The organism is Bacteroides sp. RTP31139st1_H2_RTP31139_211217 (assembly GCF_040227615.1).
GTDB classification, from domain to species: domain Bacteria; phylum Bacteroidota; class Bacteroidia; order Bacteroidales; family Bacteroidaceae; genus Bacteroides; species Bacteroides uniformis.
This window is the reverse complement of the sequence record NZ_JBCNZM010000027.1, coordinates 20,979-36,171: the sequence shown is the minus strand read 5'-3', so window position 1 is coordinate 36,171 and position 15,193 is coordinate 20,979. Positions and strand designations below refer to the sequence as shown.

At 50.3% G+C, this 15,193-nt stretch carries 13 protein-coding genes; 3 read left to right on the top strand and 10 right to left on the bottom strand.

From position 1 onward, the window contains the following. Nucleotides 1-111 precede the first annotated feature (111 nt). The 6 genes from pseC to ABUA47_RS06585 form a co-directional block, all read right to left on the bottom strand. Entirely contained in the window at nt 112-1,275 is a 1,164-nt protein-coding gene (gene pseC / locus ABUA47_RS06610) for a UDP-4-amino-4,6-dideoxy-N-acetyl-beta-L-altrosamine transaminase (protein ID WP_035448357.1), read from the bottom strand. After that, entirely contained in the window at nt 1,272-2,294 is a 1,023-nt protein-coding gene (gene pseB / locus ABUA47_RS06605; protein ID WP_022400702.1) for a UDP-N-acetylglucosamine 4,6-dehydratase (inverting), read from the bottom strand. Before pseB ends, pseC begins: the two co-directional genes overlap by 4 nt. Before the next feature lie 14 nt (nt 2,295-2,308). Beyond that, nucleotides 2,309-2,797: a UpxZ family transcription anti-terminator antagonist gene (locus ABUA47_RS06600; protein WP_035448355.1), complete on the bottom strand. Its 489-nt coding sequence runs from the start codon at nt 2,795-2,797 to the stop codon at nt 2,309-2,311. Between the two features lie 35 nt (nt 2,798-2,832). Beyond that, nucleotides 2,833-3,369, bottom strand: coding sequence for a UpxY family transcription antiterminator (locus ABUA47_RS06595; protein WP_035448353.1), 537 nt, complete (start codon nt 3,367-3,369; stop codon nt 2,833-2,835). A 542-nt stretch (nt 3,370-3,911) separates the two neighbouring features. Continuing rightward, nucleotides 3,912-5,021: a PspC domain-containing protein gene (locus ABUA47_RS06590; RefSeq protein ID WP_009038603.1), complete on the bottom strand. Its 1,110-nt coding sequence runs from the start codon at nt 5,019-5,021 to the stop codon at nt 3,912-3,914. Nucleotides 5,022-5,103: 82 nt separating this feature from the next. Then, the gene (locus tag ABUA47_RS06585) at nt 5,104-5,430 is read right to left on the bottom strand and encodes a PadR family transcriptional regulator (protein ID WP_009038604.1); all 327 of its coding nucleotides are present in this window, start codon (nt 5,428-5,430) and stop codon (nt 5,104-5,106) included. Between the two features lie 318 nt (nt 5,431-5,748). On the opposite strand from ABUA47_RS06585, the gene ABUA47_RS06580 reads away from it, so the two are divergent. The 3 genes from ABUA47_RS06580 to nuoE are packed head-to-tail and all read left to right on the top strand — an operon-like array spanning nt 5,749 to nt 9,933. Beyond that, nucleotides 5,749-7,656 carry an NADH-ubiquinone oxidoreductase-F iron-sulfur binding region domain-containing protein gene (locus ABUA47_RS06580; protein ID WP_035449255.1) on the top strand — a complete coding sequence of 636 codons (1,908 nt, stop codon included), beginning with the start codon at nt 5,749-5,751 and terminating at the stop codon, nt 7,654-7,656. 12 nt (nt 7,657-7,668) lie between these two features. Continuing rightward, nucleotides 7,669-9,435 carry an NADH-dependent [FeFe] hydrogenase, group A6 gene (locus ABUA47_RS06575; RefSeq protein ID WP_117703935.1) on the top strand — a complete coding sequence of 589 codons (1,767 nt, stop codon included), beginning with the start codon at nt 7,669-7,671 and terminating at the stop codon, nt 9,433-9,435. 21 nt (nt 9,436-9,456) lie between these two features. Beyond that, entirely contained in the window at nt 9,457-9,933 is a 477-nt protein-coding gene (gene nuoE / locus ABUA47_RS06570; RefSeq protein WP_005836594.1) for an NADH-quinone oxidoreductase subunit NuoE, read from the top strand. Between the two features lie 6 nt (nt 9,934-9,939). Here nuoE and hydF read toward each other — a convergent pair whose 3' ends face one another. The 4 genes from hydF to ABUA47_RS06550 are packed head-to-tail and all read right to left on the bottom strand — an operon-like array spanning nt 9,940 to nt 15,145. Beyond that, nucleotides 9,940-11,148: a [FeFe] hydrogenase H-cluster maturation GTPase HydF gene (gene hydF / locus ABUA47_RS06565; RefSeq protein WP_035448348.1), complete on the bottom strand. Its 1,209-nt coding sequence runs from the start codon at nt 11,146-11,148 to the stop codon at nt 9,940-9,942. Nucleotides 11,149-11,186: 38 nt separating this feature from the next. Continuing rightward, the gene (gene hydG / locus ABUA47_RS06560; RefSeq protein ID WP_349831473.1) at nt 11,187-12,578 is read right to left on the bottom strand and encodes a [FeFe] hydrogenase H-cluster radical SAM maturase HydG; all 1,392 of its coding nucleotides are present in this window, start codon (nt 12,576-12,578) and stop codon (nt 11,187-11,189) included. A 51-nt stretch (nt 12,579-12,629) separates the two neighbouring features. After that, the gene (hydE, locus tag ABUA47_RS06555; RefSeq protein WP_035448344.1) at nt 12,630-13,688 is read right to left on the bottom strand and encodes a [FeFe] hydrogenase H-cluster radical SAM maturase HydE; all 1,059 of its coding nucleotides are present in this window, start codon (nt 13,686-13,688) and stop codon (nt 12,630-12,632) included. Continuing rightward, a complete protein-coding gene (locus ABUA47_RS06550) occupies nt 13,685-15,145 on the bottom strand; it encodes a monomeric [FeFe] hydrogenase (RefSeq protein ID WP_349824458.1) in 1,461 nt (486 codons plus the stop codon). Before ABUA47_RS06550 ends, hydE begins: the two co-directional genes overlap by 4 nt. Nucleotides 15,146-15,193 lie beyond the last annotated feature (48 nt).

The window sequence follows — 15,193 nt, the reverse complement described above, 5'->3', positions numbered from 1 at the left end:
CCCCCCCCATTTTTATATTTATTAACATCTCATCTTCTTCACTCAAGAAGAAAAAAGAGGAAAGTTGCTGCAAAAGCTGCTTTTCAATAGCTTCAATAGAAATGGAAGTAATCATTGTTTTATATATTCTATAACCTTGTTAATCACATACTCCTGTTCCTCGTTCGTCAGCGTGGGATACATCGGAAGACTCAGACAATGTTCGTAATACTCTTCTACTATAGGTAAATCGCCTTTCCTATTGCCCCACTGCTGATAGTAAGGCATCAGATGAAGCGGAGCATAATGAACCTGCGCATAGACATTGTTCTCGTGCAGATAATTATAAAGGCCCAAGCGGTCAGCCACTTGAATGATATAAAGGTGATAAGCATGATAGACATCGGCAGCATTGAATGGAGTCTTGATGCCATCTATTCCGGAAAATGCTTCATTATAGCGTCTTACGATTTCATGGCGGCGTTCAAGACCTGCTTTCGCACGCTCCAGCTGAGAAATACCCAGGGCAGCCTGAAAATCAGTCAGACGGTAATTGTAGCCTAACTCCTGCATCTCGTAATACCAGCCACCATGATGCTCGTGCAATAAAGCAGGGTCTTTCGTAATGCCATGCGTACGGTAAAGACAAAGCTTGTCATAGAGCTCCTTGCTGTTGGTGGTCACCATGCCTCCCTCACCCGTAGCGATATGTTTCACGGGATGGAAAGAGAATACGGCACAGTCGGCAAAACAACCGTTACCACAATGTTGTTTCTTGCCTTTACTGTCCATGAAATAGCCGCCGGGAGCATGGCAGGCATCCTCTATAATCCACAAGCCGTACTCGTCGGCAAGCTTTCTGAACTCTTCCAGATCCAAAGGATAGCCTGCAAAATCAACCGGAACAATACCTTTGTAAGTACCGCGGGGAGAAGCTTTAAGCATGGCTTCGAGTTTACGGATATCCATGAGGTAAGTATCCTTGTCAATATCACAGAATACCACCTCGCCGCCACAATAGCGGATGCAGTTGGCACTGGCAGCAAAGGTCATGGGAGTGACAATCACCTTGTCACCCGGCTTTACATTCAGTGCGGTAGCTGCAAGATGAAGCCCTGAAGTGGCATTGTTCACCGCTACGGCATATTGTGCACCTACATATTCGGCAAATTTCGTTTCAAATTCCCTGATTTTGGGACCTTGTGTCAGGTAATCGCTTTTCAGGGTATCGATGACTGCCCGGATATCCTCATCTGTGATATGCTGACGACCGTATGGAATAGGCTTGCTTATCATTTCACCTCGAAATTAGGGTCAACGTATTTCTTTATATTCTCGCGCATAGTCTCTACTGTCTCCCACTCCGTATTGTTGTCACTGCTGTAGTGGAAACCGTCGGGAACGGGTACTGCATTGTGATGTCTGATGAACTCTTCGCGACTGTGCTTGAAAGATACGGAAGGAAGAATGACATAATATCTGCCCAAATCGATTGTATCAAGAGCATCGGTTACAGTAATCATCTCCTCGTGCAGCTTCTCTCCCGGACGGATGCCCACTTCCACCTGCGGCAGATTGGGTGCAATGGCGGTAGCCACGTCCTGGATATGATAGGAAGGAATCTTAGGAATAAAGATTTCACCACCCAGGTGATGTCCGATGGCATACATGACCAAAGCGACACCGGCTTCCAGCGAAATGTTGAAACGGGTCATGCGCATATCGGTTATGGGAAGTTCCTTCGCCCCGTTGTCACGCTTGTTGATAAAGAAAGGGATTACGGAACCGCGGGAACCCATCACATTGCCATAACGGACTACGGAGAACCTGATGTTCTTGGAACCGCTGATATTGTTGGCAGCAGTAAACAGCTTGTCGGAAGTGAGCTTGGTGGCGCCATAAAGATTGATGGGGGCACATGCCTTGTCGGTAGAAAGGGCCACCACATGCTGTACACCGGTGGCAAGAGCAGCCTTTATCACATTCTGCGCACCGTGTACATTGGTTTTGATGCACTCTTCGGGATTGTATTCAGCGGTATCCACCTGCTTGATGGCGGCTGCATGGATAATCACGTCCACTCCTTCGCAAGCCCGCGTCAGGCGTTCGAGGTCACGGACATCACCGATAAAGAAACGCAGTTGCGGATACTTATGACCGGGATATTTCTGTTTCAGCTCAAATTGCTTCAGCTCATCGCGGGAGTAAATAATGATTTTCTTTACTTGCGGATAATCACGGAGGATGGTTTCCACAAACTTCTTTCCGAAGGAACCCGTTCCTCCGGTAATCAATACGGATTTATTGTTAAGCATTATAATGAAAAGTTTTATTCATCGATATATTCCCACGGATAGGGATTGTCTGTCACATTCTGAAACTCATCAACCGCTTCCTGCTGTTCGGGAGTAAGTGATAAGGAATCCCAGGAGGCGATGATGGAACGGCCTTCGTCGGCCAAAGACTCGTCGAACACTTCACCGTAGCAGGCGGTAAGCAGACGGAGCTTCAGTAAGGAAGTGGGAAGGGCATCGAGCACATCCCAACAACAGTCCAGCACTTTCTGGACATGCCGCTGCTTTTCGCCATGGTCCACAAAAGAGGCGCTGTAACCCATAAGAAGGGCAAGACAGACATTTGCCTGCTCTTCGATGGTAGTGCCTTTTACACCCGACCGGTACAAAGCCATGGTAAGACGGTAGACCTCACCGTTCCGCCGTGACAAGTCATCGCTATAGACGGGACTGCCGTCCATACCCAAATACATCAGTTCGTGCGCAGCACGCTGAAGAGTGATTGCTTCTTCGGAAAGAGACATAAGCAATTATAGAATTAAAAATTAAAAATTAAAGTTCAGCCGATTACTTCTATAAGATCGGGATGGATAGTGGCCATGGCAACAGCTATGACACCTTTTATTTCGATAACCACGCGACGGTCACGTGCGCCCTTTACCTTCAGAAATATCCCCTCTTGCCCCTCAAATTCACCGCCGGTAATCCGGACTTTGGTACCTTTGGACAAGTTCAATTCATCCGGTTGAAAATAAAGAAGATGATCATCGTAAGTGCCGGATACGGCAATGAAACGCTGCATCTGACCGTCTGGGACAATAATCTTCTGCCCACTGCGGGTATCGGTGATATATTGCAGATAAGTGACTTGAGACTTGACACGCTGCACATCGGAAGGACGGGCATGGACAAAAAGCAGATTATGAACGACCGGAACCAGAGCACGGACTTTTTTCCTTTTTTTTATACATATCTTGTATTGCATAGGAATGAAACAGCCCAAGTTTTCTTTCTTGAGCAGATGCATGGCATCCGGTTCTCTGCGGTAGGTGGCACGCATAGCATACCAGATTTCGGCCTCTTTCTCTATTCCCATTTTATGCTTTTGTTCAGACAAGGGTGTTCTCCTGGGGCTTTAAATTCCTTGCATACACTTGGAATTCAATCACTTGCGGACACTTTATGTAGAATACGACAAGCTTTATGCCCTTCTTGTCAACAGATTTTTTGCAGTCATTCATTACCTAACAGGTAAAATGCTGTAAACGAATCTATTGCAAGCAAAAAGCGTTCAATAGACGTTCGTTTTTTGAACGTCAATATTTAAGAAAATTAAAGAGGGAAGATTACTTAAAAATTAGTAAAAGGAAGAAGTTAGAGAAATACAATGCAACAGGCTTACTGACAAAGTATTATACTCACTAAAAAGAAATTTATAGAATATTTTTATTAAACATTTTGCGAGATTCAAAAATACACGTTATCTTTGCGTTCATTAAACGAACGTTTAAAAAACGCCTTTTCCAAACGCAATATTTCACTGTATAACAACCAATTACAACCAAATAAAAAAATATCGTGTTTATAGAAATCAGATTTCTACAAACACGATATCAATTAAAAAAGAAATTACTATTCTCAGAAATTAAAGATACCCAATTCCGGGAAAGTAGCCCCCTGCACCGCAAAACAGATTCCGAAACAAGCCGCACTTACAATCCAAAGGATAACCAGCGTCCACTTCAAGCCGGAGTTCATCGGCTGCCACTTGAATATCTGGCTAAAGATGGCCCACACAAGGCTGACCAAAGGAATTCCTACCAGCAAGATTCCTGCAATGTACATCACAATGGCAGACAGTGGAGAAGTAGGCAGTACCACATCAGCCATCGGGAAAAGGGAAATGAGAGCTGCACCACCACCAACAGCCACCGCTATCGCAGCAAACAACAGCGCCACGAATACCACTCCAAACACAAACAGTATCGGACTGCAAATAATGGCGAATATCACCAGACAGATTTTCAACAGCCAACCGACTACCATCACCAGCGTATCTCCCAACTTCTGCAAGAAAGTACGGGGCTTGTCCGACCTCATATAATCATTCACCCCATTGGCAACCTTCTCGAAGCCATCCGTCACCGTCTTTCCGATATTCTCTACCGTAACAGCCTCACCGCGCATGCTTAACTTCTCGGCAGCCGTGCGGGCTTCCGGGATAATCAGCCAACATACGATATAAACCGGTATCAACGTTCCTACCCCACAAATCAAGACGACAAGCAGCAACAGACGGAGCAAAGTCACATCCCAACCCAGATAGGCAGCCATTCCACTAATGACACCACCCAGCATCTTGTCATCAGGATTGCGGTAGAGACGGCGGCGTGTAGTGCTATAAGCGGTATTGCTGCTCCATGCACCGGCACCATAACCACCTCCGGCATTTGTACTACCGGCATCGGCACTGCTGCTCTCTCCTTCCGTCTCCATGTCCTCCGGCTTTCCCATGCGGGCAATCACCTCTTCCACATCGGCAATCGTGATTACTTGTGAACCGGCCGACAATTTCTCGGCAAAGAGTTCGGAAATGCGGCGTTCTATATCATCTACAATCTCGTCGGCACCGGCTTCCTTACGGAAGTGTATCTTGAGATTACTCAGATAATTATCCAAAAGGCGGTATGCGTCATCATCAATATTAAAAACGGTTCCACCTAAATTTACAGTTAATGTCTTTTTCATAACACACTATTTATTTACAATTTGACTATTTACGATTTACTATTTACCATTCGGCGAATGCAGCATATTCTCTGTGGTCATTTCAAGAATTGCTGATGTGATTCACCGTCTCGTTCAACTCTTTCCAGGACATTTCCAGTTCACCGAGAAAGACTTCTCCTTTTTCCGTCAACCGGTAATACTTACGTGGAGGACCTTGCGTAGACTCAATCCATTCATAACCCAGCAAGTCGTCGTTCTTCAGACGGGTGAGCAACGGATAAAGTGTACCTTCCACTACAATCAGTCTGGCTTCTTTCAACTTCTGAATGATATCCGAAGCGTAAGCCGGCTCCTTGTGAAGCAGCAACATGATGCAATATTCAAGCATGCCCTTGCGCATTTGCGACTTTACATTGTTTACATCCATAATGGTATTTACTATTTGACAATTTACGATTTACTATTTTGCTGCGCAATAGAGTAATGAGTGTCCTCATTCATTCTATTGTTGTTCCTTGTATGACACAAATATATGTATTATATCAGTACCTTGTATTACAAAGTACCTTATATTAAGCATAATTAACAAGACGAGAGCTACTTTACTATGTTCATAGGACAAGTATAATCAATATCATAATGTAATATAAATAGGGAAATTTCCCCATTCTAATCTTTACCTACTTTCTTTTTGCTATTCTAAAAGCTTTTCATATCTTTGTTTCTGACCCTAATCTATTACGTAATGAAAGTACTAACTATCCATGATTTGGAAGCAATCAAGAAGAGGGCAGAAAACGCACTTCTGTTGCGCGAACAAAGCAATGAAGCAGTGGCCGAACAATGCTGCGGACTGGCGGCAGGCACTAAACATCTGCAGATTCTGATTTGCGGCGGCACGGGATGCAAGGCATCCGCCAGCCATGTCATCGCTGAAAAACTTCAGCAGGCACTCGAGAAAAACAAGATTACCGACCAAGTAAATGTAATCACCACCGGATGCTTCGGCTTCTGCGAGAAAGGACCGATTGTTAAGATTATCCCCGACAATACCTTCTATACGCAGGTCACTCCCGAAGATGCGGAAGAAATAGTCAGCGAACACATCATCGGCGGACGGAAGATAGAACGGCTGCTCTATGTGGACCCGAAAACAGAAAAGGCCGTCAGCGACTCCAAGCACATGGACTTCTACCGGAAGCAGATGCGCATCGCCCTACGAAACTGCGGCTTCATCGACCCGGAGAATATAGAAGAATACATCGGCTTGAACGGTTACCGCGCACTGGCAGACAGCCTGCTGAACGGTACGCCGGAAGCGGTAATAGAAGAAATAAAGCGCTCCGGTCTGCGTGGACGCGGCGGCGGCGGTTTCCCCACCGGAAGGAAATGGGAACTTGCCAGCCGGCAGCAAGCCGACACCAAGTACGTGGTGTGCAATGCCGACGAAGGTGACCCCGGCGCATTTATGGACCGCTCCATCATGGAAGGCGACCCGCACTCCATTGTAGAAGCGATGGCGCTTTGCGGCTACTCCATAGGTTCGTCCAAAGGCTTGGTCTACATCCGTGCCGAATATCCGCTTGCCATCCAACGGCTAAAGACTGCCATTGCACAAGCCCGCGAATACGGATTGCTGGGAGACAACATCTTCGGCACCGGCTTCTGCTTCGACATCGAGATACGCTATGGCGCAGGCGCCTTTGTCTGTGGCGAAGAGACGGCACTCATCCACTCCATGGAGGGAAAGCGCGGAGAGCCTACCTTGAAACCTCCCTTCCCGGCAGAGTCCGGCTATCTGGGCAAACCCACCAACGTGAACAATGTGGAGACGCTTGCCAACATACCTATTATATTGACACGCGGTGCAGAATGGTTCTCAACTATCGGAACTGAATTCTCCAAGGGGACAAAAGTTTTTGCCCTTGCAGGAAAAATAAATAACGTAGGATTGATAGAGGTTCCGATGGGAACCACCCTCCGCGAAGTAATCTACGAAATAGGCGGCGGCATCAAAGGCGGCAAGAAGTTCAAGGCTGTGCAGACCGGAGGTCCTTCGGGCGGCTGCCTGACGGAGAAGCATCTGGATACCCCGATAGACTTCGACAACCTGCTTGCTGAAGGTTCCATGATGGGTTCCGGCGGCATGATTGTAATGGATGAGGACGACTGCATGGTGTCCGTAGCCCGCTTCTATCTGGACTTCACGGTAGAGGAGTCGTGCGGAAAATGCACCCCTTGCCGCATCGGCAACAAGCGCCTGCTGGAAATACTGAACAAGATAACCGAAGGACGTGGCAGCGAGAAAGACCTGCAAACCCTCTCCACCCTGGGGCAAGTGATAAAGGACACCGCCCTCTGCGGACTGGGGCAGACTTCGCCCAACCCGGTACTCTCCACCCTCAACAACTTCTACGACGAATACGTGAAGCACGTCAGGGAGAAGACCTGCCGCGCCCGGCAATGCAAGTCACTGCTCACCTACACCATCAATCCGGAGTTGTGCATCGGCTGTCACCTCTGCTTCAAGCATTGTCCGGCAGACGCCATTCTGGGAGATGTGCGCAAGCCCCACGTCATCAATCCGGACAAGTGCATCAAGTGCGGCATGTGCATGGCACGCTGCAAGTTCAAAGCCATATCTGTCTGCTAATCCCCCATTGCCATGGAAAAGAAACAAATTACCCTGCAAATAGACCGGCACTACATCACCGTGCCCGAAGGCGCTACCATCCTGGAAGCCGCCCGCAAAATAGGTATCGACATCCCTACCCTTTGTCACATCGACCTGAAGGGTACCTGCATCAAGAACAACCCCGCATCGTGCCGCATCTGTGTGGTTGAAGTGGAAGGACGGCGCAACCTCGCCCCCGCCTGCGCCACCCGCTGTACGGAGGGGATGGTGGTGCGTACCAGCACCCTGCGCGTGATGAATGCCCGCAAGGTGGTTGCCGAACTCATCCTGTCCGACCATCCCAACGACTGCCTCACCTGCCCCAAATGCGGCAACTGCGAGCTACAAACGCTGGCACTGCGCTTCAACATCCGCACCATGCCCTTCAACGGCGGCGAGCTATCACCCCGCAAGCGGGAGGTGACTTCGTCCATCGTCCGCAACATGGACAAATGTATCTTCTGCCGCCGCTGCGAGAGTGTCTGCAACGACGTGCAGACCGTAGGCGCGCTGGGTGCCATCCGCCGCGGATTCAACACCACCATTGCCCCCGCCTTCGACAAGATGATGACGGACAGTGAGTGCACCTACTGCGGGCAGTGCGTAGCCGTCTGCCCCGTAGGCGCGTTGACGGAACGCGACCATACCAACCGCCTGCTCGAGGACCTTGCCAATCCAGACAAAGTGGTCATTGTGCAGACGGCACCTGCCGTACGAGCCGCCCTGGGCGAAGAGTTCGGTCTGCCCCCCGGCACACTGGTGACGGGCAAGATGGTATATGCCCTGCGCGAACTGGGTTTCGACTACGTGTTCGACACGGACTTTGCCGCCGACCTCACCATCATGGAAGAAGGAGCCGAGATACTGAACCGCCTGACCCGTTACCTCCAAGGCGACAAGTCCGTCCGCCTGCCTATCCTTACCTCCTGCTGTCCGGCATGGGTCAACTTCTTCGAGCACCACTTCCCCGACATGCTCGACATACCCTCTACGGCACGCTCGCCGCAACAGATGTTCGGCTCCATAGCCAAGACATTCTGGGCAAAGAAGATGGGCATTCCCCGTGAGAAGCTGGTAGTGGTATCCATCATGCCCTGCCTGGCAAAGAAATACGAATGCGACCGAGAGGAGTTCAAGACAGACGGCAATCCCGACGTGGACTACTCCATATCCACCCGCGAGCTGACACGCCTCATCCGACGCGCCAACATAGGATTCACACTGCTGACCGATAAAGAGTTCGACCTGCCGATGGGAGCCTCAACGGGTGCAGGCGTTATCTTCGGCACTACCGGCGGCGTGATGGAGGCAGTCTTGCGCTCCGTCTACGAAATCTATACGGGACGGACGCTGGATAATGTAAACTTTGAGCAAGTGCGCGGACTCGCCGGTGTACGCCGCGCCACCATCGACCTGGACGGCTTTGAACTGAAAGTAGGCATCGCCCACGGTCTGGGCAATGCACGCCATCTGCTGGAGGACATCCGCAACGGGCACAACGAGTATCATGTAATTGAAATCATGGCTTGTCCCGGCGGCTGTATCGGCGGTGGCGGCCAACCGCTGCACCACGGCAATTCGGACGTGCTCTATGCACGTGCCAATGCGCTGTATCGCGAGGACGCCAACAAACCGTTGCGGAAGTCGCACGAGAACCCCTATATCAAGACACTGTATGAAGAGTATCTGGGCAAGCCGCTCAGTGAAACCGCGGAACATCTGCTGCATACACACTACTTCAACAAGTCTATGGATTAACCGCTAAAAAACAGAAGAACTATGTCAGAAATAAAATTGGCTTGTGACGTTGTCAAACAAGTGCGTGCCATTTGTGACAAGCATGGCAACCAGCCCGGCGAACTTATCAATATACTCCACGAAGCCCAGCACCTGCACGGCTACCTGCCCGAAGAGATGCAGCGTATCATTGCCGCCCAACTGGGTATTCCCGTATCTCGCGTGTACGGCGTGGTGACGTTCTATACTTTCTTTACGATGCTGCCCAAGGGGAAGCATCCCATCTCCGTGTGTATGGGTACCGCCTGCTACGTGCGTGGTTCGGAGAAACTGCTCGAAGAGTTCAAACGCGTGCTGGGCATTGAAGTGGGCGAAACGACTCCGGACGGCAAGTTCTCCCTCGACTGCCTGCGTTGCGTAGGCGCCTGCGGACTGGCACCCGTAGTGATGATTGGCGAAAAGGTGTACGGAAGGCTGCAACCAATTGATGTTAAGAAGATATTGGAGGAGCTGGAATAACTCATTTCAACCTTGCGGATATCCATCCCAAGGAATGATTATCTTGTCCAGTATACCACTCAGGCAGGCTATTGCCACTCCGTAGTTCGTCATAGGAATATGTTGCGCACGGGCATGGGCTATACGATTGAGCACATATTTCCGGTTGAACATGCAGGCGCCGCAATGGATAATCAAATCATATCGGGACAAGTCTATGGGAAAGTCATTCCCGGAGACGAAGTCTATCTGCAACTCCCCGCCGATGCGTTTTCGTAGCAGGCGGGGAATTTTGACGGTACCGATGTCCTCAGTCAGCGGAGCATGGGTGCAGGCTTCGGCTATCAGTACACGCGATTGGGGTGTCAAGCTATGGATAGCGGCAGCCCCCTCCACGAAGGCATTGATATCTCCTTTATAACCGGCAAAAAGAACCGAGAAGGAAGTAAGACTACTCTCGGCAGGCTTTTGCTGATAGACGATGGGAAATACTTGTGAATCGGTGATAATCAGCTTGGGCGGACGGGCAAGGGCTTGCAGGGAAGCTTGCAGCTTGTCGGTGGTGCAACTCATCACCAGGCACTTCTTGTCCAGCAACTCGCGGATGGTCTGCACTTGCGGAAGAATGAGACGGCCTTTTGGGGCTTGCATATCCTGGGGCATAACCAGTAGGACAACATCACCCTCGCTTACCAAGTTTCCCGTGATGGTCTGCTCACCAAAATTCTCGGGAAGCTTTTCGAGAATAGCATCGAAGATGCCTTGAATGCCGGTACCCTCTTTGGCACTGACCACAACGGGAACCTGCCCGCACTCCTTTTCAATCCGAAGCACCACGGAAGCGGTGTCTTGACGCGAATCAGCTTTATTCAGTATCAGTATCACGGGAATTTCGCGCGCTGCCAGCAGCTTTATCCATTGCTGTTCCAGCGTTCCGTCAGCTTCATAGAGCAAGAGGGCGATGTCCGCTTTCTCCACCGTCTTTAAGGTACGCTCCACGCGCATACCGCCCAACTCGCCTTCGTCATCATCAAAACCGGGGGTATCGATAAAAAGGCACGGTCCCAAAGGATATACCTCCATGGCTTTAGTCACGGGGTCGGTAGTAGTGCCGGGCGTTGCGGATACTAATGCCGTGTCTTGCCCGGTCAAGGCATTGACCAGGCTGGACTTTCCACTGTTCCGCCGCCCAAAGACGGCAATGTGCAGACGGTTGGAATGAGGTGTATTATTCATAAATCCGAAAGCTAAAATCTAAAGTCTCTTTTCCCTTCTCATATTTCCTGGAGGTTGCGTTCGGCCATCGCCCGTATCTTAGGGTTCGGGATATGTGTCATCTCCTCACAAATCAGCCGTATGCCCTTCTCCTTGGTTTCGGGGGAAGCATAGTCCTCCAGATATTCTTTTAATGTCATCAGTGCATTGGGCTGACAGCAGTTTGCTATCTGTCCGCGCTTGACGAGCGACATGAAGCGGTCTCCGGTACGTCCCTTACGGTAGCAGGCGGTGCAGAAGCTGGGGATATGCCCCAGGTCGAGCAGCCAGCTCACCACTTCATCCAGCGTACGCCGGTCGCTCACATCGAATTGGGAGGAGTCTTCCTCTTTGGCTTCCGGCACGGCATAACCTCCTACGCTGGTGCGTGAACCGCCGCTTATCTGCGAAACACCCAGTTCGAGCACCCGACGGCGTACGGCTTCCGACTCACGGGTGGAAATAATCATTCCCGTATAAGGCACCGCAATACGCGCCACTGCCACAATACGGCAGAACATCTCATCCGAGATGGCATCGGGAAAATCTTCGGTCGAAATGTCATCTGCCGGACAGATACGCGGCACGCTGATGGTATGCGGACCCACGCCAAAGGCAGCTTCCAGATGTTCGGCATGCATCAGCAGTCCTACGAAGTCATAGCGATAGGTGTTCAGACCGAACAATACGCCGATACCTACGTCATCGATGCCGCCCTCCATGGCGCGGTCCATCGCTTCGGTGTGGTAGGCATAGTTACTCTTGGGTCCTGTGGGATGCAGGGCTTCGTAATGCTCTTTGCTGTAAGTCTCTTGAAAAAGGATATAGGTGCCGATGCCTGCTTCTTTCAGCAACCGGTAGTTCTCCACCGTAGTGGCGGCTATGTTGACATTCACCCGGCGGATGGCTCCGTTTTTGTGATGGATGCTGTAAATGGTGCGGATGGACTCCAGGATATAGTCGATAGGGTTGTTTCGCGGGTCCTCTCCGGCTTCCAGGGCAAGGCGTTTATGCCCCATGTCCTGCAAGGCGACAACCTCGCGGCGTATCTCCTCTTGCGAGAGTTTCTTGCGGGGAATGGTACGGTTCTTGGCATGATACGGGCAATAGACGCAACCGTTCACGCAATAGTTGGAAAGATAAAGCGGGGCAAACATCACGATGCGGTTACCATAGAATTTCTGTTTGATTTCGCGTGCCAGATGGAAGATGCGCTCCACCAGTCCCGGCTCGTCACATTCCAGCAGCAGGGCTGCTTCCCGATGGGAAAGACCCTGGCACAAAGCAGCCTTGTCAATCAAACTTTCGATGAGCGGACGGTTGTTGCGGTTTGCCTGCGCATACTCCAATGTATCCAATATCTCCTGGTGATTGATGAATTCTTCCGCTTGTCTTGACTTTATGTTATACACTTCGTAAATTGATAATTGGTAATTAAATAAAGAATGAAGATTTGAAAATTATCAATTATCAACGGTCAATTCTCCATTCTCATAATCTCCTCTCTCTCTTGATACCTCGTAGCCTATCCCTTTCAGTTGTTCCTCCAATTTTTGCAAACCTTCTGCCGCTTCGGCACCCGCAGAAGCTTTGTTATCATAGAGGGAGTACTTCGCCCGCTGATGAGAAGGCGAAAGATTAGGCATCACGACATTGGCGCCAGCCAATATTCCCCGTTCCCGTCCGTCCGGAGCAAGTGTGGCCAGGGCAGTGGTAGCAGGTATCAGTGCCGCGGGATGCATCAACCGGAAGATAGAAAGCAACTTCAACGTCAACTCCATATCTCCCGGCGGAAAAGAGGCAAACGGAGTATCGTGATGCGGAAGAAAAGGTCCCATGCCTATCATCTCCGGCTGAAACCGTTCGATGAAGAGAATGTCTTCTACCAAATGGTCCACCGTCTGGTAAGGACTGCCCACCATGATTCCGGTTCCCACTTGATAGCCTATCTCTTTCAGCCAGTCCAAGCATTGCAACCGATGGGAAAGGGACATCTCCGCAGGATGAAGCCGGTGATAATGCCCTTCGTTGCAGGTTTCGTGCCGCAACAGATAGCGGTTGGCACCTGCCAGGAAGAAACGTTCGTAGGCTTCCCGCGATTTCTCGCCCAAGGATAAGGTAATGGCACAATCCGGGAAGGATTGCCGGATGGCGGCAACTGTCTCCACCATCCCCTCATCCTTCACCGCCGGCGCTTCGCCCCCTTGCAGCACAAAGGTACGGAAGCCCAACCGATAGCCTTCATGGCAACACGAAAGAATCTCCTCCTGCGCCAGCTCATAACGGGTTATGTTCCGGTTCTCCTTCCGTATGCCGCAATAGTAGCAGTTATTGCGGCAACGGTTGGTTATCTCAATCAGTCCACGAATGAAGATTTTATTGCCAAAGCGGGCAAGCGCTTCTTCCCGGGCAAGCTCCTGCAGGTAGGCTGCAAGTTCTGTGTCCCGGCAAAGAAGCAAGGCTTTATACTCTTCGGCATCCAGCCTGCGATTGCTCCGCAGTTTGTCAATCAAATATTTCAATACGTTTCCTCTCTCTTAGCCAACTCTTGTGTCAACTGACGCTTTCCGGCAGCTATCTCATTGTGTGCACACGGTCCGGTGATGCAACCGCCCTCGCATGCCATCACTTCGATGAACTGTCCCGGAGCCTTACCGGTTTTGGCATAAGCACGCAGCGAACCGATAGCCTTCTTATCCAGATTAGCCACCTGCACGGCATTGATTTTATCCGCTTCTTCTTTCAGATAAGCCTTCACAGCACCCATCACACCGCCTGCCTGGGCAAAGCCATGTGCCTCGCGCACGGAAGTGAAACTCATGGAATAGGGCTTCGCCTGCTCCATCTGAATATCCAGTCCGGCAAACACGGAAGCCATCTCCTCGAAAGTCATAATGAAATCCACCGCTTCGTCACGCTGCGCCTCTTTACGCTTGGCTACGCACGGACCGATAAAGACCACCTTTGCATCCGGATACTTCTCCTTGGCAATGCGTGCGGCATAGTACATCGGCGAACCGGTGCCCGACACGTAGGGCTTCATGGCAGGAATATGCTTGTTCACCAGTTCTATATAAGACGGGCAGCAGGAAGTCGTCATAAACTTCTGTCCCTCTTCCAACTTCTCAATCAGTTCGTGCGCCTCGTTGCTGACGGTATCCATCGCACCTTGCGCCACCTCGATGACATCCGTAAAGCCCACTTGTTTCAGTGCGCCATACACTTGTTCAATAGTCGTCTTGAACTGCCCCAGAATGGACGGAGCCACGATAGCCACCACCTGCTCACCCTTACGGATTCTGTGCAACACGTCGAACACTTGCGAAATCTCGAAGATAGCTCCAAATGGGCATGCGTTCAAGCACTTTCCGCAGTAGATGCACTTACTTTCGTCGATGTGCTCTATCCCCTTCTCATCCTTGCTGATGGCTTTCACGGGACAAGCTTCCTCGCAAGGTACAGGAATGTAAACGATGGCATGATAAGGACAACTCTTATGGCAGATACCGCAACTGATACATTCATCATGGTCAATCCATGCCTGGCCGCTCTCCTTGACATGCACTGCCTTCTTGGGACAATTCACCTGGCAACTGCGTGCCGTACATCCGCGGCAGAGGTTCGTAATCTCGTAGTTAATCTGCACACATGCCGAACAAGCTTCGTCAATCACACACATGATGTTATCTTTCGGCTTGCCATTCTCTGCTCTATCCAGTGCGCGGGCAGCGTATTCCGACAAGGGAGTCAGCTCATCCGTCTCGTCCTCCATATCGAGTCCCAGCAGTGGCAATGACTTGTACTTCCACACCGCGCGCTCTTTGTGCACACAGCAGCGTCCCGCGTGCTTGGACCTCTTCGGACTCAGCTCGATAGGCAGCCGGTCTATTTTATCCACAAGTTCGTTGTTATTCCACAGCTTTACCAGTTCCTTCAGCAATCTGTGGCGGACAATCATAATGTTGTTCGTAAATGCCATAATTTTTAAAATCAGAATTAGTTAGTTCGGTAACGGTCTGCAAAGATA

What these genes read in the sequence shown, in the direction of transcription:
- pseC (WP_035448357.1), bottom strand. Translation starts at nt 1,275, where the DNA reads ATGATAAGCAAGCCTATTCCATACGGTCGTCAGCATATCACAGATGAG.
- pseB (WP_022400702.1), bottom strand. Translation starts at nt 2,294, where the DNA reads ATGCTTAACAATAAATCCGTATTGATTACCGGAGGAACGGGTTCCTTC.
- ABUA47_RS06600 (WP_035448355.1), bottom strand. Translation starts at nt 2,797, where the DNA reads ATGTCTCTTTCCGAAGAAGCAATCACTCTTCAGCGTGCTGCGCACGAA.
- ABUA47_RS06595 (WP_035448353.1), bottom strand. Translation starts at nt 3,369, where the DNA reads ATGGGAATAGAGAAAGAGGCCGAAATCTGGTATGCTATGCGTGCCACC.
- ABUA47_RS06590 (WP_009038603.1), bottom strand. Translation starts at nt 5,021, where the DNA reads ATGAAAAAGACATTAACTGTAAATTTAGGTGGAACCGTTTTTAATATT.
- ABUA47_RS06585 (WP_009038604.1), bottom strand. Translation starts at nt 5,430, where the DNA reads ATGGATGTAAACAATGTAAAGTCGCAAATGCGCAAGGGCATGCTTGAA.
- ABUA47_RS06580 (WP_035449255.1), top strand. Translation starts at nt 5,749, where the DNA reads ATGAAAGTACTAACTATCCATGATTTGGAAGCAATCAAGAAGAGGGCA.
- ABUA47_RS06575 (WP_117703935.1), top strand. Translation starts at nt 7,669, where the DNA reads ATGGAAAAGAAACAAATTACCCTGCAAATAGACCGGCACTACATCACC.
- nuoE (WP_005836594.1), top strand. Translation starts at nt 9,457, where the DNA reads ATGTCAGAAATAAAATTGGCTTGTGACGTTGTCAAACAAGTGCGTGCC.
- hydF (WP_035448348.1), bottom strand. Translation starts at nt 11,148, where the DNA reads ATGAATAATACACCTCATTCCAACCGTCTGCACATTGCCGTCTTTGGG.
- ABUA47_RS06550 (WP_349824458.1), bottom strand. Translation starts at nt 15,145, where the DNA reads ATGGCATTTACGAACAACATTATGATTGTCCGCCACAGATTGCTGAAG.